This window comes from Pseudomonas sp. HAR-UPW-AIA-41, assembly GCF_002304225.1.
Lineage (GTDB): Bacteria > Pseudomonadota > Gammaproteobacteria > Pseudomonadales > Pseudomonadaceae > Aquipseudomonas.
In genome coordinates this window covers 75,945-97,372 of sequence record NZ_NSLB01000003.1, presented here as the reverse complement: position 1 = coordinate 97,372, position 21,428 = coordinate 75,945, and the positions used below count along the sequence as shown (strand labels likewise).

At 65.0% G+C, this 21,428-nt stretch carries 24 protein-coding genes and 1 pseudogene; 12 read left to right on the top strand and 13 right to left on the bottom strand.

The window, feature by feature from the left end; all coding sequences use genetic code 11:
- Positions 1-21: 21 nt before the first annotated feature.
- From CK486_RS07680 to CK486_RS07665, 4 genes and pseudogenes are all read right to left on the bottom strand, one after another.
- Positions 22-779 (bottom strand): annotated as a pseudogene (locus tag CK486_RS07680) (uroporphyrinogen-III synthase).
- The gene (gene hemC / locus CK486_RS07675; protein WP_095939707.1) at positions 776-1,717 is read right to left on the bottom strand and encodes a hydroxymethylbilane synthase; all 942 of its coding nucleotides are present in this window, start codon (positions 1,715-1,717) and stop codon (positions 776-778) included. Before hemC ends, CK486_RS07680 begins: the two are co-directional and overlap by 4 nt.
- A 94-nt stretch (positions 1,718-1,811) precedes the next feature.
- Positions 1,812-2,558 carry a LytTR family DNA-binding domain-containing protein gene (locus tag CK486_RS07670; protein ID WP_095939706.1) on the bottom strand — a complete coding sequence of 249 codons (747 nt, stop codon included), beginning with the start codon at positions 2,556-2,558 and terminating at the stop codon, positions 1,812-1,814.
- Complete coding sequence (locus CK486_RS07665; protein WP_095939705.1) at positions 2,555-3,637, bottom strand: sensor histidine kinase; 1,083 nt, start codon at positions 3,635-3,637, stop codon at positions 2,555-2,557. The genes CK486_RS07670 and CK486_RS07665 overlap by 4 nt, the downstream gene beginning before the upstream one ends.
- 214 nt (positions 3,638-3,851) lie before the next feature.
- Between CK486_RS07665 and argH the strand changes: the two genes are divergently transcribed.
- The 6 genes from argH to CK486_RS07635 all read left to right on the top strand — a co-directional run bounded on the left by argH (position 3,852) and on the right by CK486_RS07635 (position 10,531).
- A complete protein-coding gene (gene argH, locus CK486_RS07660) occupies positions 3,852-5,246 on the top strand; it encodes an argininosuccinate lyase (RefSeq protein ID WP_095939704.1) in 1,395 nt (464 codons plus the stop codon).
- 110 nt (positions 5,247-5,356) lie between these two features.
- The gene (locus CK486_RS07655; protein ID WP_176481669.1) at positions 5,357-6,094 is read left to right on the top strand and encodes an ABC transporter substrate-binding protein; all 738 of its coding nucleotides are present in this window, start codon (positions 5,357-5,359) and stop codon (positions 6,092-6,094) included.
- 32 nt (positions 6,095-6,126) lie between these two features.
- On the top strand, positions 6,127-6,546 hold the full coding sequence (locus CK486_RS07650; RefSeq protein WP_256574384.1) for a hypothetical protein: 420 nt from the start codon (positions 6,127-6,129) through the stop codon (positions 6,544-6,546).
- Between the two features lie 2 nt (positions 6,547-6,548).
- A complete protein-coding gene (locus CK486_RS07645; protein WP_095939702.1) occupies positions 6,549-7,310 on the top strand; it encodes an ABC transporter substrate-binding protein in 762 nt (253 codons plus the stop codon).
- 77 nt (positions 7,311-7,387) lie between these two features.
- Positions 7,388-7,627: a TIGR02647 family protein gene (locus tag CK486_RS07640; RefSeq protein ID WP_095939701.1), complete on the top strand. Its 240-nt coding sequence runs from the start codon at positions 7,388-7,390 to the stop codon at positions 7,625-7,627.
- 60 nt (positions 7,628-7,687) lie between these two features.
- The gene (locus CK486_RS07635; protein WP_095939997.1) at positions 7,688-10,531 is read left to right on the top strand and encodes a class I adenylate cyclase; all 2,844 of its coding nucleotides are present in this window, start codon (positions 7,688-7,690) and stop codon (positions 10,529-10,531) included.
- A gap of 6 nt (positions 10,532-10,537) precedes the next feature.
- On the opposite strand, the gene rnk is transcribed toward CK486_RS07635, so the two are convergent.
- From rnk to CK486_RS07615, 4 genes are all read right to left on the bottom strand, one after another.
- On the bottom strand, positions 10,538-10,945 hold the full coding sequence (rnk, locus tag CK486_RS07630) for a nucleoside diphosphate kinase regulator (RefSeq protein WP_095939700.1): 408 nt from the start codon (positions 10,943-10,945) through the stop codon (positions 10,538-10,540).
- A 117-nt stretch (positions 10,946-11,062) separates the two neighbouring features.
- Positions 11,063-11,287, bottom strand: coding sequence for a DUF1289 domain-containing protein (locus tag CK486_RS07625; protein ID WP_256574383.1), 225 nt, complete (start codon positions 11,285-11,287; stop codon positions 11,063-11,065).
- A complete protein-coding gene (gene cyaY, locus CK486_RS07620; RefSeq protein WP_095939698.1) occupies positions 11,259-11,591 on the bottom strand; it encodes an iron donor protein CyaY in 333 nt (110 codons plus the stop codon). Before cyaY ends, CK486_RS07625 begins: the two co-directional genes overlap by 29 nt.
- Before the next feature lie 80 nt (positions 11,592-11,671).
- On the bottom strand, positions 11,672-12,706 hold the full coding sequence (locus CK486_RS07615; protein ID WP_095939697.1) for an AraC family transcriptional regulator: 1,035 nt from the start codon (positions 12,704-12,706) through the stop codon (positions 11,672-11,674).
- A 165-nt stretch (positions 12,707-12,871) separates the two neighbouring features.
- On the opposite strand from CK486_RS07615, the gene CK486_RS07610 reads away from it, so the two are divergent.
- From CK486_RS07610 to CK486_RS07585, 6 genes are read left to right on the top strand one after another with little or no spacing between them, the layout of a single operon-like run.
- Positions 12,872-13,009: a lipoprotein gene (locus tag CK486_RS07610; protein ID WP_095939696.1), complete on the top strand. Its 138-nt coding sequence runs from the start codon at positions 12,872-12,874 to the stop codon at positions 13,007-13,009.
- Positions 13,010-13,018: 9 nt separating this feature from the next.
- Positions 13,019-14,266: a diaminopimelate decarboxylase gene (lysA, locus tag CK486_RS07605; RefSeq protein WP_095939695.1), complete on the top strand. Its 1,248-nt coding sequence runs from the start codon at positions 13,019-13,021 to the stop codon at positions 14,264-14,266.
- Between the two features lie 6 nt (positions 14,267-14,272).
- The gene (dapF, locus tag CK486_RS07600) at positions 14,273-15,103 is read left to right on the top strand and encodes a diaminopimelate epimerase (protein WP_095939694.1); all 831 of its coding nucleotides are present in this window, start codon (positions 14,273-14,275) and stop codon (positions 15,101-15,103) included.
- The gene (locus CK486_RS07595; RefSeq protein WP_095939693.1) at positions 15,100-15,798 is read left to right on the top strand and encodes a DUF484 family protein; all 699 of its coding nucleotides are present in this window, start codon (positions 15,100-15,102) and stop codon (positions 15,796-15,798) included. Before dapF ends, CK486_RS07595 begins: the two co-directional genes overlap by 4 nt.
- 6 nt (positions 15,799-15,804) lie before the next feature.
- Positions 15,805-16,707, top strand: coding sequence for a tyrosine recombinase XerC (gene xerC, locus CK486_RS07590; protein WP_095939692.1), 903 nt, complete (start codon positions 15,805-15,807; stop codon positions 16,705-16,707).
- A complete protein-coding gene (locus CK486_RS07585; protein WP_095939691.1) occupies positions 16,704-17,399 on the top strand; it encodes an HAD family hydrolase in 696 nt (231 codons plus the stop codon). Before xerC ends, CK486_RS07585 begins: the two co-directional genes overlap by 4 nt.
- A 52-nt stretch (positions 17,400-17,451) precedes the next feature.
- Here CK486_RS07585 and sutA read toward each other — a convergent pair whose 3' ends face one another.
- The 5 genes from sutA to glnK all read right to left on the bottom strand — a co-directional run bounded on the left by sutA (position 17,452) and on the right by glnK (position 21,426).
- Complete coding sequence (gene sutA, locus CK486_RS07580) at positions 17,452-17,775, bottom strand: transcriptional regulator SutA (RefSeq protein WP_095939690.1); 324 nt, start codon at positions 17,773-17,775, stop codon at positions 17,452-17,454.
- A gap of 76 nt (positions 17,776-17,851) precedes the next feature.
- Positions 17,852-18,280 (bottom strand): secondary thiamine-phosphate synthase enzyme YjbQ, encoded by a 429-nt coding sequence (locus CK486_RS07575; RefSeq protein WP_095939996.1) that lies wholly within the window; start codon positions 18,278-18,280, stop codon positions 17,852-17,854.
- A 106-nt stretch (positions 18,281-18,386) separates the two neighbouring features.
- Entirely contained in the window at positions 18,387-19,637 is a 1,251-nt protein-coding gene (locus CK486_RS07570; protein WP_095939689.1) for an ammonium transporter, read from the bottom strand.
- A gap of 91 nt (positions 19,638-19,728) precedes the next feature.
- Positions 19,729-21,045 carry an ammonium transporter gene (locus tag CK486_RS07565; RefSeq protein ID WP_095939688.1) on the bottom strand — a complete coding sequence of 439 codons (1,317 nt, stop codon included), beginning with the start codon at positions 21,043-21,045 and terminating at the stop codon, positions 19,729-19,731.
- 42 nt (positions 21,046-21,087) lie between these two features.
- Positions 21,088-21,426, bottom strand: a complete 339-nt coding sequence (gene glnK, locus CK486_RS07560) for a P-II family nitrogen regulator (RefSeq protein ID WP_021700071.1) — start codon at positions 21,424-21,426, stop codon at positions 21,088-21,090.
- Between the last annotated feature and the right edge of the window lie 2 nt (positions 21,427-21,428).

Below are 21,428 nucleotides of genomic sequence, written 5' to 3'. Positions count from 1 at the left end.
GCTTGTTTTTTCAACAGCCTGCTAGGGGGCGGGCCGGGAATCGAGCGCCGCCAGCAGGGCCGGCGCGCTGGCGCCCCGGCAATCAATCACATCAGTGGCGCCGGCCTGACGGGCCAGTTCGGCGACCCGCGGGCTGGGCACAAACAGCGGCATGTGCTGCAGCTCGCGCCAGTCATCGGCGGCCAGTTCGCGCAGACGCTCCAACCCTTCACCACTGCTGACCTGCAGGCCGTTGAGACGCTGCCCGCGCACCCGCTCCAGCACCTCGCCGGGCGCATAGAACGGCTGCGCACGACGATAGAGTGGCAGATAGTCAACCGTGACGCCTTGGCCGCGCAAGCACTCGGCGAGGAAGTCTCGGCCAGTCTCGCCGCGCAGAATCAGCACATGGGGATCAGTCACCTGCAGCGCTTGCTGCAGCTCAGGCAGGGCCAGCAATGCCTCGCTATCGTCGCCGCTCGCCGGCCAGAAGGCATCCACACCATAGTTGTGCAGCAACTGGCCGGTGGCCGCGCCGACGGCAAACCAGGGCAAGGCCGGCGGCTCTGGCCAGTAGCGGCTCAGCAGCTCCAGCCCCAGGCGCGCGGCCGGTTTGCTGACCACGATCACCGCGCTGTAGCGCGACAGCTCATGGAAAGTGGCACGCGCTCGGCCGTCTCGGCCAGCGGCTCGATCGCCAGCAACGGCATGGCGCTGCTGAACACCCCATGCTCGGCCAGGGTGGCGGCCAGCGCCGCACACTCCTCGACCGGTCGGGTGATCAGCAGCCGCCAGGTCACGGATGCCCGGCCTCGCCATAGACCGCGTGCAGGATATCGTCGGCGCCCTGCGCCAGCAGCGCTTCGGCCACCTGCACACCCAGGGCTTCGGCATCCGCCGCCGCCGCACGGGCTTCGGCGCGCAGCAGGCAGCCACCATCGGGCTGGCCAACCAGCCCACGCAGCCACAGCTGCTCATCTTCCAGAATCGCGTAGCAGGCAATCGGCACCTGGCAGCCGCCGTTGAGGTGCTTGTTCAGCGCCCGCTCGGCGATCACCCGCAGTGCAGTCTCACGGTGGTGCAAGGGTGCCAGCAGGGCATGAATCTCGGCATCAGCCGTGCGGCATTCAATGCCGACCGCGCCCTGACCACCGGCCGGCAGGCTGTCATCGACACTGATCGAGGAACGGATGCGCTCGGCAAAACCCAGGCGAATCAGGCCAGCAGCGGCGAGGATGATGGCGTCGTACTCGCCGGCATCCAGCTTGGCCAGGCGGGTGTTGACGTTGCCACGCAGGAACTGGATTTTCAGGTCCGGGCGACGCGCCAGCAGCTGGGCCTGACGGCGCAGGCTGGAAGTGCCAACCACACTGCCGGCCGGCAGTTCGTCGAGGCTGGCAAAGGTGTTGGAAACGAAAGCATCACGCGGGTCTTCACGCTCACAGATGCAGAACAGACCGAGGCCTTCGGGGAAGTCCATCGGTACGTCCTTCATGGAATGCACGGCGATGTCGGCTTCGTTCTCCAGCAGAGCGGTTTCAAGCTCCTTGACGAACAGCCCCTTGCCGCCGATTTTCGCCAGCGGCGCATCGAGCAGCTTGTCGCCGCGGCTGACCATCGGCACCAGACTCACGCGCAGACCGGGATGGGCCTGCTCCAGGCAAGCCTTGACGTATTCGGCCTGCCACAGGGCCAGGGCACTCTTGCGGGTAGCAATGCGGATTTCGCGGGAAGACATGACGGCTCTCGATACGAATGAACGCCGGCATGATAAGACAGCCCGGCGGGTGGTGCACCCGCCGGAAGTCAATGGAAAGGCACCGCAGCGACGGTCAGAGGTGATGCATCAACTTACGCACACCCGCCACATGCCGGCGACTAACCGTCAGCGCTTCGCTCTCCATGCCCCGCAGGAACAGCTGGAAGTGCCCCAGCGGAGTCCGCTGCAGCCGCTCGATGCGCTCGCGCGAAACCAGCGCATTGCGGTGAATGCGCACGAAGCGCTCACCGAACTCATCCTCCAGCGCCTTGAGCGGCTCATCCAGCAGCACCTCGCCACCCTCGTGACGCAGGGTGACGTACTTGTGATCGGCGATGAAGAACATCACCTGATCCAACGGAATCAGCTCGATGCCTTTGCGTGTGCGCGCACTGATATGGCTGCGCGGCCCGCTGCCACCGACGGTGGGCGGCTTGGTCAACGCGGCCAGCTGCACCCGGTTGGGTCGCTCGGCCTTTTTCAGTGCCTCGCGCAGCGCTTCCGGGCGAACCGGCTTGACCAGATAGCCCACCGCACTGACCTGGAAGGCTTCCAGGGCAAATTCGTCGTGGGCGGTGCAGAAGATCACTGCCGGCGGCGCATCGCGCTCGCACAGCTTGGCAGCCACCTGCAGGCCATCCAGCCCCGGCATGCGGATATCCAGCAACACCACGTCGGGCTTGAGGCTGTCGATCAGCGCCAGCGCTTCTTCGCCGTTGCTGGCCGAGGGTTCGAGCACTCGGCAACCCTCAAGCTCGGCCACCATGCGGGCCAGGCGCTCACGGGCTAATGGTTCGTCATCGACTATCAGGACATTCATAACGCTCGGGCTTCCTGCGAGAGTCTTTCACAAGGATAGCGTAGACAGGTGAAGTGCCGTCCGTCACGGCGCTCTGCACTCAGAGTAGCTGCCGCGCCGAAAAGTGCCGTCAGTCGCGCTTCAATATTCCCTAACGCCTGATGCGTCCCGCGCGAAGGCTGGCTATCGCCGGCCTCGTCATAGGGATTGCTCACGCAGAGACTGAACACGCCATTGCGATACTCCCCCTCAACCCGCACCAGACCGCCCTCGATACGCGGCTGGATACCGTAGATCAGCGCATTTTCCAGCAAGGGTTGCAGGGTCAGTTGGGGAATCGGCAGGTCGTCGGGCACTCCCTCCACCTGCCACTCCATCTGCAAACGGTCACCCAGACGGTACTGTTCGATCGACAGATAACGCCGGGCCAGCGCCAATTCGTCGCACCAGGGCACCAGGGTGCCGGGCTTCGCCAGGCTGGCGCGGAACAGATCGGACAGATCGAGCACGGCCTGCTCGGCCTTGTACGGATCCACCACCACCAGACTGGCGATGCTGTTCAGGCTGTTGAACAGGAAATGCGGGCGGATGCGCGCCTGCAGCGACTCGATACGCGCACGCAGCTCGGCCTGCTCCTGACGGCGCCACTGGCTCTGCAGGTAGAAGTAGCGCAGCAACAATGCCGACATGATTAGCGCAATCAGCGCATGGCGCAGGTACAGGTTGACCTCGCCACTGCGCGGCAGTGGCCCGCCCAGATCGTAGTAATCGGCCACCAGGGTGCAGGCCAGGGTCAGCACCACCACCAGCGCGCTGCACAGGCAGCCCGCCAGCCAGGGCCGGAGCTGGGCCAGCAGCGGGCGCAGCCGGCACATGCAGGCGGCCGAGAGCAGCACGATCCACTGCACGAACAGCGAGGTCAGCGCCAGGCGCACCCAGTCGAAGTCCGGCAGCATCGGCTCGGCCAGCACCAGCACCAGCACCAGCAGCTCGGCCAGCAGAATCAAGGCGAACAACGCCTCCGACTCGCACAGTTCGGGAAGGAAGAAATCGTCGTCGATCGCCGGCTTAGACGCCGGCTTGAGCCATGGCTTGAACATGGATGGAGTTTCCCCGGCACACAGCCAGCCGACAAGCGGTATGAGTGCCGATCGGGCAAAAACCACCGGTGAACGGCAGCCCATACCGGCAAAGTGTGACGCCGACCCCGTCCCCGCGCTGCCAGGCAAAGGCAGCAGGCAAGGCCACGACCCTGTTATTATCGACACAATTTGTCGTTCTGCAGGCGCCAGCCTGCCCCACTACGAGCCAGCCATGAGCACTGAAAAAACCAACCAGTCCTGGGGCGGCCGCTTCAGCGAGCCCGTCGACGCCTTCGTTGCCCGCTTCACCGCTTCCGTCGATTTCGACAAGCGCCTGTACCGCCACGACATCATGGGCTCGATCGCCCATGCGACCATGCTGGCCAAGGTCGGCGTGCTGACCGCGGACGAGCGCGATGCCATCGAGGCGGGCCTCAAGCAGATCCAGGGCGAGATCGAAGCGGGCCAGTTCGACTGGCGCGTCGACCTGGAAGACGTGCACATGAATATCGAGGCTCGTCTGACCGACCGCATCGGCATCACCGGCAAGAAGCTGCACACCGGACGTAGCCGCAACGATCAGGTGGCCACCGACATCCGCCTGTGGCTGCGCGACGAAATCGACATCATCCTCGCCGAGATCACCCGCCTGCAGCAGGGCCTGCTGAGCCTGGCCGAAGCCGAAGCGGACACCATCATGCCCGGCTTCACCCACCTGCAGACCGCCCAGCCGGTGACCTTCGGCCACCATCTGCTGGCCTGGTTCGAAATGCTCAGCCGCGACTACGAGCGCCTGGTCGACTGCCGCAAGCGGGTCAACCGCATGCCGTTGGGCTCGGCCGCGCTGGCCGGCACCACCTACCCGATTGCCCGCGAGATCACCGCCGAACTGCTGGGCTTCGATCAGGTCGGCGGCAACTCGCTGGACGGCGTGTCGGACCGCGACTTCGCCATCGAATTCTGCGCCGCTGCCTCCTTGGCGATGATGCACCTGTCGCGCTTCTCCGAAGAGCTGGTGCTGTGGACCTCCGCGCAGTTCCAGTTCATCGACCTACCGGATCGCTTCTGCACCGGCTCCTCGATCATGCCGCAGAAGAAGAACCCGGACGTACCGGAGCTGGTACGCGGCAAATCCGGCCGCGTGTTCGGCGCCCTGACTGGCCTGCTGACCCTGATGAAGGGCCAGCCACTGGCCTACAACAAGGACAACCAGGAAGACAAGGAGCCGCTGTTCGACGCCGCCGACACCCTGCGCGACAGCCTGCGTGCCTTCGCCGACATGGTCCCGGCGATCAAGCCGAAGAAGGACATCATGCGCGAGGCGGCCCGTCGCGGCTTCTCCACCGCTACCGACCTCGCCGACTACCTGGTACGCAAGGGCCTGCCCTTCCGCGACTGCCACGAGATCGTCGGCCACGCGGTGAAATACGGCGTGCAGACTGGCAAGGACCTGGCAGAAATGAGCCTGGACGAGCTGCGCCAGTTCAGCGACCAGATCACCGATGACGTGTTCGCCGTGCTGACCCTGGAAGGCTCAGTCAACGCCCGTGACCACATCGGCGGCACCGCGCCGAACCAGGTACGCGCTGCCGTGGCCCGCGGCCGGCAACTGCTGGCGCAACGCTGATCTCGCCCCGTCCCCCGGGAGGCATTGCACTGCGCCGCCTCGTCCTGCTCGCCCTGCTCCTGCAGGGCGCCCCGGCCCTTGCCGAGGTGCCCTGCAGCCGCGAGTATCGCGTGGGCGTCTCGCCCATTGGCTACAGCTACTATCTGGACAAGCAGGGGCAGCCGACCGGCTCCTCCATCGACTTCTATGCCGAGCTGAGCCGGCGCAGCGGCTGTCGCTTCCGGATCGACCCCATGCCACGGGCCCGCGCCTGGTATCTGCTGGAGCGGCACGAGGTGGACCTGATCACCCCGACCGTGCGCACCCCGGATCGTGACCATCTGGCGCGTTTCGTCGAGTACTTCAAGACCCGCAGCGATCTGCTGATCCGCCGCGAGCTGGCCCCACACATCAACAGCCTCGACGCCTTTCTGGATGACCCGGCCTTGCAGCTGGGCATGGTGCGCGGCCATGTCAACGGACCGGTACTGGACAACCGGCTGGCCCGGCTGCCACCAGAACGGCTGAGTCTGTCGCCCGATGCGCATAACGTTTTCGTCCGCCTCATGGCCGGGCGACTCGACGGCACCCTGATGCCGGCGGGGCTCTACCAGAAGGAAGTCGACAGCCTCGGTCTACATGACCACCTCCAGCTGATCCGTCTGCCGGAAGCCGATGCCCTGCCCACCGGCGCGTACCTGTCTCGTCTGAGCCTGACGCTAGGCGAGCGACGGCATCTGGAGCGACATATCCGCGCCATGCTTGAAGACGGAACCCTGCGCACATTGCTGAGCCGCCGCCACGGCAAGCAACTGACCGATCGCTATTATGAGATACCTGCTCCGGACACCCTGTCTGTGGCAGACTGACTGGGTAGTTCTGTAAGAGTGTCGGAGGTGACATGACCGAGCGGCCCCGCTTTGCCTTTGACGCCGACCGCCACTCAGCGCACCGCACCGTGCGCTACCGTGAAACCAATCAGGGCGATGCCGGCGACTGCCGGCTCTGCCAACTTGAGCAGGAATCCTCCAGCGTGACCGAAGCCACCCCGATCAACGAGCCGCAAGACGACGAAGACTTTGCCGCTGAGCGCCTCATCGAGGCCGTGCAAAACCAGATCGACGCCGACAGCCCGCCGGCCGCCCGCGCCACCTTCAACAAGCTGACGCTGGTCGGCTACCCCGCCGAAGAAGCGCTGGAGCTCATGGCTCAGGTACTGGCCTTTGAGGTCAGCGCCATGCTCGAGGCTGACCGCCCCTTCGATCTAGCCTGGTATGAACAGGCGCTGCGCGCCTTGCCTACGCTGCCTGACGAGGCCTGAGCATGCTGCGGCGATCTCTCTACCTGCTGCTGTCGCTTCTGCTGGTGACCGCTACGCAGGCTGCAGAGGTACCGCAGATTGGTGCAGAAGACGACTGGTATCCTTACTCGGGCGTGCGCGAGGGACGCTTAGGCGGCATGGCTGTGGACATCGTCCGCGCCGCCTTCACCGCCAGCAACACCCCGGTCGAGCTGATCACCTACCCCTACTCACGTTGCATGCACCTGACACAAAAAGGTGTCCTCGCCGGCTGTTTCAATACCACTCCCACACCGGAAACCCGCAGAATCTACCGCTTGTCCACAGAACCCCTGTTTACCGACGACATCCTGATCTGGAGCCGTCGCGAAAAAGCAGTGCCCCTCAAGGGTCTCGGCGACCTGCAGGACAAAAGGGTCGCCGTCACCATCGGCTACGAATACGGCCCCGCCTTCGATGGCTACTCCGGGCTGGTGCGCGTCGCGGTGCGTCAGGACCTGTTCGGCTTCCGCATGCTGGAGCGCGGCCGGGTCGACCATGTCATCGCCTTTCGCGGCACCAGCGAACAACTGTTCCGCGACCAGCCCGAGCTGGCCAATCTGTTCACGCCGGTCTATCTGGCCCACCGCGCCGAACTGCACCTGAGTTTCTCTCGCCGCCACCCGCAGGCCGAGCAACTGCTGACCAGGTTCGACGAAGGCATGCGGGAGATTCGCCGCAACGGGCGCTACGACGAGATCATCAGACTCTGGCGCCATGCGGACAGTGCGGCAGCCAACCACTAGGCGGCGATCGTCGCCTGCGCCTAGACTGAGTACAGCGGTCAGTACGCCGCGCCCTCATCCCTGCCGTGGAGGCACCCATGACGTTTACTCCCGAAATGATCGCCGAACTGGAACTGCTGGCCTTGTATAACCTGGACAACCATCAGGAAGGCCTCAAGGTACATAACAATGCCAACTCCAAAGCGATCGGCGCCGTCACCCGCCTCCACCAGAAAGGTCTGATCAGCGCCGCCGATGGCGGCTATCTGACCAGCCTCGGACTGGACGCCGCCGAGCACGCCCAGGCCCTGCTGACCATCCTCAACTCCAAACCCTAAAGCCACTCAGTAGACGGGCGATATCACGGAGCCCGACCCGCGCCGGATGGAATGCAGTTCATGATCCGCCACCCGCACATCCATCTGGATATTGACGAAGGTATCGACCGCAAGGAACTGGCACGCCTGCGCGGTCGTTTCCTTAGTCTCAACCAGACCCGGCTGCAGCGCGCCAGCAGCGCTCTATCAACCCGTCAACAGCTGGTCTTGCGCCTGCTGCCACTGCTGTTTCACGTCAATCATCCACTGCTACCGGGCTATGTGTCGGTTAATACCCCGGCAGGTCTCAGCGGTTTCGAACCAGACGACGACCTGCTCGCCGAAGCCCAGCGCCTGACCCGCTCGTTCAGCTACAAGCCGCGCCGTGGCAACCCGCCACAGCCAATCCAGGCACTCTTCCTCATGGGCAGCCTGGGCACCGTGGCCCAGGCCGAGCAGAGCGACCTCGATCTGTGGGTCTGCCATTCGCCGGACCTGTCCGCCGCGGAAATCGCCGAACTGCAGCGCAAATGCCAGCAACTGGAGGTCTGGGCCACCGGTCAGGGGGCCGAGCTGCACTGCTTCCTGATCAACCCCGGCACTTTCAGCCGCGAGGATCGCGAGGCCAGACTCACCTCCGACGACTGCGGCACCACCCAGCATTACCTGCTGCTCGACGAGTTCTACCGCACGGCGATCTGGCTCGGCGGGCGCACGCCCCTGTGGTGGCTGGTGCCGGTCAAGGACGAGGCGCGTTATGCCGAGTTCACCCAGACCCTGCTGAGCAAACGTTTCGTCCGCGCCGACGAGGTCATCGATCTGGGCCACCTGGCCCACATTCCGCCCAGCGAATTCATCGGCGCCGGCATGTGGCAGCTGTTCAAGGGCATCCACTCACCGTTCAAGTCGGTGCTCAAGCTGCTGCTGACCGAGGTCTACGCCAGCGAATACCCCAACACCCGCTGCCTGTCGCTGCGCTTCAAGGAGGCGGTATTCGCCAACCAGCTGGATGCCGACGAACTCGATCCGTACATGGTCATTTACCGCCGTCTGGAGGAATACCTCAGCCAGCGCGGCGAGCAGGAACGCCTGGAGCTGGTGCGCCGCTGCCTGTACCTGAAGGTCGGCAAGAAGCTCAGCAAGCCGCCGCGCAACCGCAAGAAAAGCTGGCAACGCCTGCTGCTGGAGCGTCTGACCGCCGACTGGCACTGGGATCAGCGCCAGTGGGAACGCCTGGATGCCCGCGACAGCTGGAAGGTCCGCCAGGTACAGAGTGAACGCCGCGCCCTGGTCAACGAGCTGACCTACACCTACCGCTTCCTCGCCCAGTTCGCACGCCAGCTGCAGGTCAGCAGCCCGCTGAGCGGCCGCGACATGGGCATCCTCGGCCGGCGCCTGTACGCCGCCTTCGAGCGCAAGGCCGGCAAGGTCGAATTCATCAACCCCGGCATCGCCCCGGACCTGGCCGAGGAGCTGCTCAGCCTGGTGCAGTGCCCGAACTCCGAGGATGATCAGGAACAGCAATGGGCCCTGTTTGCCGGCAGCCTGGCCGGCAGCGAATGGCAGGATCACTCGCCGCTCAAGCGCAGCCGCCACCTGATCGAGCTGCTGGCCTGGGCCCAGCGCAACGGCGTGATCGACAACAGCTCGCGGATCGCCATCCAGCCCGGCGAGAGCGACCTCAACGACTTCGAACTGTCCAACCTGCTGGGCAGCCTGCAGCACAGCTTTGCCCTGCCGCTGCCGGAGGTGGACGACCAGGCACTGCTGGAGCCGAGCCGGCCGAGCGAGGTGCTGCTGCTGGTCAACGTCGGCCTCGACCCGCTGCGTCAGCACAGCCAGCAGAACATCCACATGACCAGCGAGCGCACCGACTCGCTGGGCTACGCCGGCCTGCGGGAAAATCTGGTACTGAGCCTGGATCAGGTCTGCCTGAACAGCTGGAACGAGCTGCTGGTCAGCCGCTACGACAACGACAATGCCCTGCTCGACAGCCTGCGCGACTACCTCAATGCCCTGCCGGCCAGCGGCCCGGCGCCGCGCTTGCAGGTCCGCTGTTTCTGTCGCAACCGCGCCCCAGCCATCGCCCGTCGGGTCGAGGAACTGTTCCAGGAAGTCATCGCTTGTCAGAGCAGCGGGCGCAGCCGTTTCCTCCTGCAGATTCAGCAGCGCTTCTACCTGTTCGACCTCACTCCCGGTCAGGTCAGCTACCAGGCGGTCAACGGCATCGCCGCCCTGATCAGCCTGCTGGGCGAGGAACAGAGCGATTTCAGCCCGCTGGCCCTGGACCGCCACGCCTTGGAGGGCGAGGACCTGGCGCTCATCCTGCCGCAGGGGCGTCCCGGCTGCGTGCAGGTGTTCTATCGCCGCGATGGCGACGAAGCCGAACTGCATGTGCTGGATGAGCGCAATGCACTGTGGCGCCAGCGCCTGCCCTTTCGCGATGAGCAGAGCCTGCTGACCCCGCTGCAGCGTTTTCTCAGCTCGGTGCAGCAACGCCAGAGTGCGCTGAAATCACTCAGCGACCTGCCAGGACAGCCTCTAGAACTGCGCTACTACGAGCTGCTGCCCCCTCTGCCAGGGCGCGCACGCTCCCTGGAGCGTCGTAGCACACCGCAACAAGCGGAGCGCCAGCCGTTTTATCCGGTGCAGGCAATCATCGAGCAGAGCGCCGGTGGCCGGCGGCACGTCACGCTGTACTGTAACCACCGTGAGTTTTCTGAGCTGGAATACGGTGCAGGGCTGTTCCCGGCAGTAGCCCGGCACATTCTCGCCCAGCGGGCAGGCGGCCAACGCTATCCCTGCTACATCACCGACCTTGACCTTTCCGCTACACCGGGCGGAGAAACAGTAGAGACGCTTCACTACCTGCGCCACAAGGCAGAGCTTGAGCAGGCGCTGAATCGGGCACTGCAGGAAGCCTGATCCGGCTCAGTGCTGATAGGCACCAGCCGCCTCGGGCTGATACTCCACTGCCAGCAGGGTCAGACGCAGCGGCTTGCCGGCCGGCCCCGGCCAGTCGATCTGCTGACCCACTGACAGGCCGAGCAGCGCGCAGCCCACCGGAGCCAGAATCGACACACGCCCCTCCGCGCCGGCGTCCTCCGGGAACACCAGGGTCAGGTGGTAATCCTTACCGCTGCTTTCCTCACGGCAATGCACCCGCGAATTCATCGTCACCACGCCGGCCGGCACCTCGTTGTGGCCCACCACCTGGGCCCGCGCCAGCTCCGTTTCCAGAGCAAGGGCACTCGGGCCGAAGTCCTCCAGGCTGTCGAGCAGGCGCTCCAAGCGCTGCAGGTCGAGACGTGTGATGGTAATCGGCGGGTTGAGACTCATGGCGTGTACGGTACTCCTCATGACAAAAAGAAAACCCCGCCCGAAGGCGGGGTTTGCTGAACAACTGGTCAGGTTTGTGACCGTACCACAGACGGCGCAATAAGCAAGACTGCCGGGTCAGCGCACACCCCGCGACTGCCGCCGGGTCTGCGCAGCGGCGCAGATGGCATGGCGCCGCGCCGCATCGGCTGGGCCCCATTCGAGGATTTCACTGAGGCTGCGGCCGCAGCCGAGGCAGATGTCCTGCGCATCCAGACAGCACTGGCGCACGCAGGGCGAGGCCGGGCCGGCGGCCGCCGGCCCGGGCGAGGCGTCAGAGGTCTTCGAACTCAATGGCTTCACCAGCCTGCTCGGCGGTGACGCGCAGCAGCAGCTCACCCAGCGGCTCGTCATTGCTGTCGCACAGCCAGCGCTGGGTCTCGGCGTCGTAGTCGAAATGGAAACCACCGGAGCGCGCCGCCACCCACAGCTGGCGCAGCGGTTCCTGACGACTGAAGATCAGCTGGCTGCCATTCTCGAAGCGCACGGTGAGCACGCCTGCACTGTTCTCCAGATCGATATCCAGATCGCAGTCATCCAGCACATCCTCGATCGCCTGCTGGGTGGCATCGACCAGATCATGGAACCGCGCTTCACTCAAACTCATTACCGCACCCTCAAAATGTTGCCTGCATCGGCAGGTTGATTAGCTGCTCAGTATCCCCAAGCCGGCGCGCTTTGGCACGCTCAATTGTGCTGCCGTCGGTATTCGGCCGGTGTCTGCCCGGTCCAGCGGCGGAAGGCACGGGCCAGCGAGCCGGCTTCGCTGAAGCCGACCAGGAAGGCGATATCGGCCAGTTCCAGTGCCGGATCGCGCAGGTAGTGCAGCACCAGTTGCTGGCGGGTTTCATCGACCAGCTGACTGAACGACAGGCCCGCCTCGCGCAGGCGCCGCTGCAGGGTGCGCGGGCTCAGCGCCAGCTGTGCCGCCAGTTGTTCAAGCTCAAGGCCCTGCTCCGGCAACTGCCGCGCCAGCAGCGCGCGGGCGCGGTCGAGCACGCTATGGCCCTGCTCGATCTCACTCAGCCGGCGGTCCGCGTAGGCATCCAGCATCAGCCGCACCTGCGCATCGGCCTGCCCCAGCGGTAGGGTCAGCAGGCGCTTGGGGAAGATCAGGGCATTCTGCGCTTGGGCAAACTTTACCGGGCAGCGGAACAGACGCTGGTGCTCACGGGTATCGGCCGGTGCCGTATGCTGGAAGTGCACTTGCAGCGGTGGCTCGTCGAGGCCAGTGACCCAGCGGCCGAAGGTCACCCAGCCGGCCAGCGTCTCCTCGGCGATCTGCCGTTGCTGCTGCGGCAGCAGCGGCGTCCAGCGATGCACCACCAGCGGTTCAGGGCTGTCACCCTGGGGCCAGTCCTCCAGCTCGATATGCCCCAGATTGCCCACCAGCGCAGCGTAACGGGCCTGCCGGTGCAGCGCATCGGCCAGCGTCGGGCAGCTCATGATCAAATAACCGAGCACACCGTAGTAACCGGGGCGGATGGCTTCGCCCAGGTGCAGCCCGAGGCAGTCGTCGCCACTCAGGCGTACGCCCTGGCCGAGCAGATCCAAGTAGGTGCTGGCGGCAATGCGCTGGTCGCGCTGGGCCAGAATTTCCGGGCTCAGCTGGGCCAGCGCCAGCAGCTGCGCCGGCTCGATCCCCAGGCGCGCGAGATAGTCGACCAGCCCCTGCAGGTACGCCACGGAAACCGAGCTGGCCAGTGTCGCCAACGGCTGCATATCCACTCCTCGTTGATTCAAGCGCCGACAGCCTGCCACAAGCAGGCCCGGCCTGGGCAGTCATCCCCCGCCAAAGGCCCGCCGGACGGGGCTGGCAGCGCATAGGCAAGGCGCCGGGGGGCCGGTATACTCCGGGCCATTCTCGATTATGCAAAGGATTACGCCATGAAGCGCCTGCTGCTTCCCTTCCTCGCCCTCGTCGTCCTCGCCGGCGCCCTGACCGGCTGCGGTCAGAAAGGTCCGCTGTACCATCCGGATGACCAAGACGCCGTCAAAGAACGCGACAAAGACGTCTTTCTCTAAGGGGTAATCATGGAAGCTTTCTCCCGCCGCGACGGCCAGCTGTTCGCGGAAGGCGTGGCCCTGTCCGCCATTGCCGAGCGCTTCGGCACGCCGACCTACGTTTACTCGCGCGCCCATATCGAGGCGCAGTACCGCGCCTATGCCGATGCCCTGACTGGCATCCCGCATCTGGTGTGCTTTGCCGTCAAGGCCAACTCCAACCTCGGCGTGCTGAATGTGCTGGCCCGTCTGGGCGCCGGTTTCGATATCGTTTCGCGCGGCGAGCTGGAGCGGGTACTGGCCGCCGGCGGTCAGCCTGAGCGGATCGTATTCTCCGGTGTCGGCAAGAGCCGTGACGACATGCGCCGCGCGCTGGAAGTCGGCGTGCACTGTTTCAACGTCGAATCCACCGTCGAGCTGGAACGCCTGCAGGTCGTGGCCGCCGAGCTGGGCAAGGTTGCCGCGATCTCCCTGCGGGTCAACCCGGACGTCGATGCCGGCACCCACCCGTATATCTCCACCGGCCTCAAGGAAAACAAGTTCGGCATCGCCATCGCCGACGCGGAAGCCGTTTATGCCCGCGCCGCCGAGCTGCCGAACCTCAAGGTGGTCGGTGTCGACTGCCATATCGGCTCTCAGCTGACCAGCCTGCCGCCCTTCCTCGACGCCCTCGACCGTCTGCTGGCGCTGATCGACCGTCTGGCCGCCCGCGGTATCCGCATCGAGCACCTCGACCTCGGTGGCGGCCTCGGCGTGCGCTACAAGGACGAAACCCCGCCGCTGGCCGGTGACTACATCGCCGCCGTGCGCGAGCGCATTGCCGGGCGCAATCTGGCACTGGTGTTCGAGCCGGGCCGCTCCATCGTGGCCAACGCCGGCGTGCTCCTGACCCGCGTGGAATACCTCAAGCACACCGAGCACAAGGACTTCGCCATCATCGATGCGGCGATGAACGACCTGATCCGCCCGGCGCTGTACCAGGCCTGGATGGACGTGGTGCCGGTCAGCCCGCGCGAAGGTGAAGCCCGCACCTACGACCTGGTCGGCCCGATCTGCGAAACCGGCGACTTCCTGGCCAAGAGCCGCGAGCTGGTGCTCGAAGAAGGCGACCTGCTGGCCGTGTGCTCGGCCGGTGCCTACGGCTTCGTCATGAGTTCCAACTACAACACCCGCGGCCGCGCCGCCGAGGTGCTGGTGGATGGCGAACAGGCCTTCGAAGTACGCCGTCGCGAGACGCTCGAGGAGCTCTATGCCGGCGAAAGCCTGCTGCCGGAGTAGACGATCATGCTGCTGCGCTTTACCAAGATGCACGGCCTGGGCAACGACTTCATGGTCCTCGACCTGATCAGCCAGCACGCGCACATCCAGCCCAAGCACGCCAAGCAGTGGGGCGACCGGCACACCGGTGTCGGTTTCGACCAGCTGCTGATCGTCGAGGCGCCGACCAGCCCGGACGTGGACTTCCGCTACCGCATCTTCAACGCCGACGGTTCGGAAGTGGAGCAATGCGGCAACGGCGCGCGCTGCTTCGCGCGCTTCGTCATGGACAAGCGCCTGACCACCAAGAAATGCATCCGCGTGGAAACCAAGAGTGGCGTCATCGAGCTCAACCTGCGCCCGGACGGCCAGGTCTGCGTGGACATGGGTGCTCCGCGCCTGGCGCCGGCCGTCATCCCCTTCCAGGCCGACGCCGAAGCCCTGAGCTACCCGGTGGAGGTCGACGGTCAGCTGGTTGAGCTGGCTGCAGTATCCATGGGCAACCCGCATGCCGTGCTGCGTGTCGACAGCGTCGACAGCGCGCCGGTGCACAGCCTGGGGCCAAAGCTGGAGCACCATCCGCGCTTCCCGCAGCGGGTCAATGTCGGTTTCCTACAGGTTCTCGACCGCCATCAGGCCCGCCTGCGGGTGTGGGAGCGTGGCGCCGGCGAAACCCAGGCCTGCGGCACCGGCGCCTGCGCCGCCGCCGTGGCGGCGATTCGCCAGGGCTGGATGGATTCACCCGTGCAACTGGAGCTGCCCGGTGGCAAGCTGTCCATCGAGTGGGCAGGCGCAGGGCAGCCGGTTATGATGACCGGACCCGCCGTCCGCGTGTACGAAGGTCAGATCCGTCTATGAGCGAACACCATCAGGAATCCGCCGAGCTGGATAGCGAACAGGTCGCAGCCTACCTGCGTCGCCATCCGGAATTCTTCGTCGATCACGAAGAACTGATCACCGAGCTGCGCATCCCGCACCAGCCCGGAGAGGCGATTTCTCTGGTGGAGCGCCAGGTCAAACTGCTGCGCGAGCGCAACATCGAGATGCGCCATCGCCTGTCGCAGCTGATGGACGTGGCCCGCGACAACGACCGCCTGTTCGACAAGACCCGCCGTCTGGTGCTGGCCCTGCTCGATGCCAACAGCCTCGACGAAGTGGTCAGCGCGGTGGAGGACAGCCTGCGCCATGAGTTCCAGGTGCCCTTCGTCAGCCTGATCCTGTTCAGCGACAACGGCCTGCCCGTCGGCCGCTGCGTCAGCAGCGCGGAAGCGCATCAGGCCATCGGCGGACTCCTCGCCGGCGGCAAGACCGTGTGTGGCGTGCTGCGCCCCAACGAACTGAGCTTCCTGTTCGGCGATGACGATGCCGCACAGATCGGCTCGGCCGCCGTGGTCAGCCTGACTCATCAGGGCCTGCACGGTGTGCTGGCCATCGGCAGCAGCGACCCGCAGCACTACAAGAGCAGCCTGGGCACCCTGTTCCTCGCCTACCTGGCTGAGGTCATCGCCCGCGTTCTGCCACGCTTCGCCAACCCGCTGCGTTCGGTGCGCTAACGCGCCGTGCGCGAAGCCCTCGACGCCTACCTCGAACACCTGCGCCGCGAACGCCAGGTTTCCCCGCATACCCTGGCCGCCTATCAGCGCGACCTGCTCAAGCTGCTGCCGCTGGCCGAGCAGGATGGCCTGCGTAGCTGGAATGAGCTGGACAGCGCGCGCCTGCGCCGGATGATCGCCCGCCTGCATCAGTTGGGGCTCTCCGGACGCAGCCTGGGCCGCCTGCTCTCGGCGGTACGCGGGCTGTACCAGTACCTGCTGCGTGAAGGTCTGTGCCGCCACGACCCGGCCAACGGCCTGAGCCCGCCCAAGAGCGAGCGCCGCCTGCCGCGTGCCCTGGATGCTGATCGCGCGCAGCAGCTGCTCGATGGCGGTGTCGAGGATGATTTCATTGCCCGCCGCGACCAGGCGCTGCTGGAACTGTTCTACTCCTCGGGCCTGCGTCTGGCCGAACTGGTCAGCCTCGATCTGCCCGCTCTCGACCTGGCAGCAGGCCTGGTTCGGGTACTGGGCAAGGGCAGCAAGACCCGCGAGGTGCCGGTTGGGCGTCAGGCGCGCGAGGCCATCCGCGCCTGGCTGCCGCTGCGTGCCCAGGCCAATCCGCAGGACCCGGCACTGTTCATCAGCCGTCAGGGCAAGCGCCTGACGCCCCGCGCCATCCAGCTGCGGGTACGTGCCGCCGGCGTGCGAGAGCTTGGCCAGCACCTGCACCCGCACATGCTGCGGCACAGTTTCGCCAGCCATATGCTGGAATCCTCCCAGGACCTGCGCGCAGTGCAGGAGCTGCTCGGCCACGCCGATATCGCCACCACGCAGATCTATACCCACCTCGATTTCCAACATCTGGCCAAGGTCTACGACAGTGCCCACCCTCGGGCCAAACGCCGCAGCGGGAGCGACAGCGAATGAGCCTCAAGCTGGTCACCTTCGACCTCGATGACACCCTGTGGGACGTCGCCCCGGTGATGCACAACGCCGAAGCGCGCCTGCGCGACTGGCTGGCGCGCGAGGCACCGCGTCTCGGCCCAATCCCCATCGAGCACCTGTGGGCCATCCGTGCCCGCCAGCTGGCAGCTGAACCGGCACTCAAGCACCGCCTCAGCGAGCTGCGCCGGAGGATTCTCCTGCAGGCCCTGCTGGAAGCCGGCTACCCGGACGCCGAGGCGGCGCATCTGGCCGAAGGCGGCTTTCAGGTATTCCTCGCCGCGCGCCACGAAGTGGATTTCTTTCCCGACGTGCATGCCACGCTGGAGCACCTGGCCAACCAGTTCATCCTCGGCGTGATCACCAACGGCAATGCCGATGTACAGCGCCTGGGCCTGGCCGACTACTTCCGCTTTGCCGTCAGCGCCGAGCAAGTGGGCATCGGCAAGCCGGCCAGCGAACCCTTTGCCGCCGCCCTCGCCCATGCCGGGGTCGAGGCCGTACAGGCTGCCCATATCGGCGACCATCCCGGCGATGACATTGCCGGCGCCCTCGCGGCCGGCTTTCGCGCCATCTGGTTCAACCCGCAGGGGAATGCCTGGGGCGAGGCTACGCGTCCTCATGCCGAGGTGCGCAGTCTCGCCGAGCTGCCTGACCTGCTGCGCGGCTGGCGCTGAAACGCGACCATGAAAAAGCCCGCCGGTTGGCGGGCTTTTTCATGGTGCCACCTCAGATGGGGCGGCTGCCGTATTTGCTGTCCGGCTTCTTGGGCGGGTCAGCAACCACATTGGGTTCGACCTCCTGCACCTTGCCGCCACGGGCAAGGAACTCTTCCATGGCCCGCGCCAGAGCATCGCGATCCTTCTGCTTGGCTTCGATGGAAGGCAGTTCTTCCTCCTCTACCGCCGCCTTGGCTTTCTTGCCGGATGAGGCAGGCGTGGCTTCACCGTCGCTTTCGTCGGCCTCATCCTCGTCGGCCGCGGCGCCCAGGTCCTCGCCGTCCTCGTCCTCGGTACCTTCCAGTTCGTCCTGTTCCAGTTCTTCGTCGCTCATGTTCAACCTCTTGCCTAGCGAAAAGCACGTTAGTTATAGCCCAGCCGCGCGCAATCTTCGCGTTGCCAGAAAAAATTCAGAAAGACTCGCCCTGCAAGGTCGCCACCAGCCGGCGCGCTCCCGCGTGGTCGCGATGCTCACCCAGGTAGATACCCTGCCAGGTGCCCAGCGCCAGACGGCCTTCACGAACCGGCAGCTGCAGGCTGACGCCGAGCAGACTGGACTTGAAGTGCGCCGGCAGATCATCCGGTCCTTCATCCTGATGCTCGTAGCCCGCCATATCCTGCGGAACGAGACGGTTGAAGAAGCGTTCGAAGTCACGACGCACCGCCGGATCGGCATTCTCGTTGACCGTCAGCGAGGCCGAGGTGTGCTGCAGCCACAAGTGCAGCAGGCCGACACGGCAGCGCGCCAGTTCGGGCAGCGCCTGCTCGACCTCGGCACTGATCAGATGAAAACCACGCGCGCGGGGTTTGAGACTGATCAGGGTTTGCTGCCAGAACATGCCGCCCATCGCTGATTCCTGTGCAGGAGCCTTAGCGCGCGCATTCTAGCGCGGCCACAGAAAAAGCAAAGGGCGCCGAAGCGCCCTCTGCGACCAAGGTCGAGCCTTACTTGCGGGTGAATTCGGGGTAGGCCTCCATGCCGCACTCGGCAATGTCGACGCCCTCGTATTCATCTTCCTCGCTGACCCGCAGACCCATGATCAGCTTGATCAGCCCCCACACCAGCAGGCTGGCGAGGAACACCCAGGTGAAGATGCTGGCCACGCCCAGCAGCTGAACCCCGAAGCTGGCGGCCGGATTGCTCAGCGGCACCGCCAGCAGGCCCCAGATACCGGAGACGCCATGGACCGAAATGGCACCGACCGGATCGTCCAGGTGCAGCTTGTCCAGGGCCAGGATGCAGAACACCACCAGCACACCGGCAACCGCACCAATCAGGCTGGCCTGCACGGCAGTCGGCGTGGCCGGCTCGGCGGTGATGGCCACCAGCCCGGCGAGTGCGCCGTTGAGGATCATGGTCAGATCGGCCTTGCCGAACAGGATGCGGGCCACCACCAGTGCCGCCAGCAAGCCACCGCAAGCCGCCAGGTTGGTGTTGACGAAGACGCTGGCCACGGCGTTGGCGTCGCTGATGGTGCTCATCTTCAGCTGCGAACCGCCGTTGAAACCGAACCAGCCGAACCAGAGGATGAAGCAACCCAGGGTTGCCAGCGGCAGGTTGGCACCGGGGAAAGCATTGATCTGGCCGTTGGCGGCGTACTTGCCCTTGCGCGCGCCGAGCAGGATCACACCGGCCAGTGCCGCCGTCGCCCCCGCCAGGTGCACCACGCCGGAGCCGGCGAAGTCCTTGAAGCCGGCTGTCTTGAGGAAGCCGCCGCCCCAGGCCCAGTACCCCTCGACCGGATAGATCACCGCGCACATCACCACGGCAAAGGCGAGGAAGGCCCAGAGTTTCATACGCTCGGCCACGGCACCGGAAACGATCGACATGCAGGTCGCGGTGAACACCACCTGGAAGAAGAAGTCAGCCCGTTTGGAGTAATAGGGCGCACCCTCGCCACCGGCTGCCACCACCTCAGCGGCATGCTCATCGCCAATCAGCGCGCCCAGATTGGGCAGCACGCCCCCCGCGTCGCCGCCGTACATCAGGGCATAGCCGCAGAGCATGTACATCACGCAGGCAAGGCCGTAGAGCACGATATTCTTGGTGAGGATCTCGGTGGTGTTCTTCGCCCGTACCAGACCGGATTCCAGCATGGCAAAGCCTGCCGCCATCCACATCACCAGGGCACCACAGATCAGGAAATAGAAAGTATCCAGCGCATACTGCAGGGGAATCAGAGCCGTACTGTCCATGAGGTACTCCTTTGTACCGGATCACATCGCGCCATCGTCGGCGCAGAAAGAACAACGCCCGGCAAGCCGGGCGTTGGGTACTGCGTGAGGCTTACAGGTTGTAGCCGCGCTCGTTGTGCTCGGAGAGGTCGAGACCAACAGTCTCTTCTTCCTCGGTCACGCGCAGGCCCATCACCAGATCCAGCACCTTGAGGATCACGTAAGTGACCACGCCGGTGTAGACCACGGTGAACAGCACGCCGATGAACTGGATCCAGACCTGAGCACCGATGTCCTCAACGGTGCCGAAACCGCCCAGTACCGGAGCAGCGAACACACCGGTCAGGATGGCACCGACGATACCGCCCACGCCGTGCACGCCGAAGGCGTCCAGGGAGTCGTCATAGCCCAGCTTGCGCTTGAGGCTGGTGGCGCAGAAGAAGCAGATCACGCCGGAAGCCAGACCGATCACGATGGCACCCATCGGGCCAGCAGTGCCAGCAGCCGGGGTAATGGCCACCAGACCGGCAACCACACCGGAGGCGATGCCCAGGGCGCTCGGCTTACCGTGGGTCAGCCACTCGGCGAACATCCAGCCCAGAGCAGCGGCGGCGGTAGCGATCTGAGTCACCAGCATGGCCATACCGGCAGTGCCGTTGGCGGCAACAGCGGAACCGGCGTTGAAACCGAACCAGCCGATCCACAGCATGGCGGCGCCCATCAGGGTGTAGCCCAGGTTGTGCGGAGCCATGGCGGTAGTCGGGAAGCCCTTGCGCTTGCCCAGCACCAGGCAGGCCACCAGACCAGCGATACCGGCGTTGATGTGCACCACGGTACCACCAGCGAAGTCCAGAACGCCTTCGTCCCACAGGAAGGCACCGTCACCGGACCAGACCATGTGGCACATCGGGGCATAGACCAGGGTGAACCACACCGCCATGAAGATCAGCATCGCGGAGAACTTCATGCGCTCGGCGAAGGCACCGACGATCAGAGCCGGGGTGATGATGGCGAAGGTCATCTGGAAGACGATGAACACGCTTTCCGGAATCGCATACACCAGGCTGGACGGCTCAACGCCACTGAGGAAGGCCTTGGACAGGCCGCCAACGAAGGAGTTGAGGTTGGTAACACCCTTCTCCATGCCGGTGGTGTCGAACGCCATGCTGTAGCCGTAGATGACCCACAGCAGGCTGATCAGGCCGGTAATGGCAAAGCACTGCATCATCACCGACAGGACGTTCTTGGAACGCACCATGCCGCCGTAGAACAGCGCCAGACCGGGAATGGTCATGAACAGGACAAGCAGGGAGGCGACCAGCATCCATGCGGTATCGCCAGTATTCAGTACAACCTCGTCAGCCATGGCGATGCCGGGGGTAACGAGGGACAAAAGGGCTCCAAGCCCTGCGAATTTACGCAGAGTCATAGTGTTTCTCCTGGGGCGAGGGGTTCGTTCGGAGACTGGGTCTTAAACCGCGTCGGTGCCGGTTTCGCCGGTACGGATACGGATGGCTTGTTCCAGGTTGACCACGAAGATCTTGCCGTCACCGATCTTGCCGGTGTTGGCTGCCTTGGTGATCGCCTCGATAACGCGATCGAGCTGGTCATCGGCGATGGCCACGTCGATTTTTACCTTCGGCAGGAAATCAACAACGTACTCGGCACCGCGATACAGCTCGGTGTGGCCTTTCTGACGACCGAAGCCTTTGACTTCAGTGACAGTAATGCCCTGCACGCCGATCTCCGACAGTGATTCGCGCACGTCGTCCAGCTTGAACGGCTTAATGATGGCAGTGACTAACTTCATGA

Coding starts and splice junctions, on each gene's coding strand:
- CK486_RS07640 (WP_095939701.1), top strand. CDS start 7,388: ATGACGTTTACTCCCGAAATGATCGCCGAACTGGAACTGCTGGCCTTG.
- CK486_RS07645 (WP_095939702.1), top strand. CDS start 6,549: ATGCTGCGGCGATCTCTCTACCTGCTGCTGTCGCTTCTGCTGGTGACC.
- hemC (WP_095939707.1), bottom strand. CDS start 1,717: ATGTCTTCCCGCGAAATCCGCATTGCTACCCGCAAGAGTGCCCTGGCC.
- CK486_RS07595 (WP_095939693.1), top strand. CDS start 15,100: ATGAGCGAACACCATCAGGAATCCGCCGAGCTGGATAGCGAACAGGTC.
- sutA (WP_095939690.1), bottom strand. CDS start 17,775: ATGAGCGACGAAGAACTGGAACAGGACGAACTGGAAGGTACCGAGGAC.
- dapF (WP_095939694.1), top strand. CDS start 14,273: ATGCTGCTGCGCTTTACCAAGATGCACGGCCTGGGCAACGACTTCATG.
- glnK (WP_021700071.1), bottom strand. CDS start 21,426: ATGAAGTTAGTCACTGCCATCATTAAGCCGTTCAAGCTGGACGACGTG.
- CK486_RS07615 (WP_095939697.1), bottom strand. CDS start 12,706: ATGCAGCCGTTGGCGACACTGGCCAGCTCGGTTTCCGTGGCGTACCTG.
- CK486_RS07565 (WP_095939688.1), bottom strand. CDS start 21,045: ATGACTCTGCGTAAATTCGCAGGGCTTGGAGCCCTTTTGTCCCTCGTT.
- CK486_RS07650 (WP_256574384.1), top strand. CDS start 6,127: ATGACCGAGCGGCCCCGCTTTGCCTTTGACGCCGACCGCCACTCAGCG.
- CK486_RS07575 (WP_095939996.1), bottom strand. CDS start 18,280: ATGTTCTGGCAGCAAACCCTGATCAGTCTCAAACCCCGCGCGCGTGGT.
- lysA (WP_095939695.1), top strand. CDS start 13,019: ATGGAAGCTTTCTCCCGCCGCGACGGCCAGCTGTTCGCGGAAGGCGTG.
- rnk (WP_095939700.1), bottom strand. CDS start 10,945: ATGAGTCTCAACCCGCCGATTACCATCACACGTCTCGACCTGCAGCGC.
- CK486_RS07570 (WP_095939689.1), bottom strand. CDS start 19,637: ATGGACAGTACGGCTCTGATTCCCCTGCAGTATGCGCTGGATACTTTC.
- CK486_RS07635 (WP_095939997.1), top strand. CDS start 7,688: ATGATCCGCCACCCGCACATCCATCTGGATATTGACGAAGGTATCGAC.
- CK486_RS07585 (WP_095939691.1), top strand. CDS start 16,704: ATGAGCCTCAAGCTGGTCACCTTCGACCTCGATGACACCCTGTGGGAC.
- CK486_RS07670 (WP_095939706.1), bottom strand. CDS start 2,558: ATGAATGTCCTGATAGTCGATGACGAACCATTAGCCCGTGAGCGCCTG.
- CK486_RS07610 (WP_095939696.1), top strand. CDS start 12,872: ATGAAGCGCCTGCTGCTTCCCTTCCTCGCCCTCGTCGTCCTCGCCGGC.
- CK486_RS07665 (WP_095939705.1), bottom strand. CDS start 3,637: ATGTTCAAGCCATGGCTCAAGCCGGCGTCTAAGCCGGCGATCGACGAC.
- argH (WP_095939704.1), top strand. CDS start 3,852: ATGAGCACTGAAAAAACCAACCAGTCCTGGGGCGGCCGCTTCAGCGAG.
- cyaY (WP_095939698.1), bottom strand. CDS start 11,591: ATGAGTTTGAGTGAAGCGCGGTTCCATGATCTGGTCGATGCCACCCAG.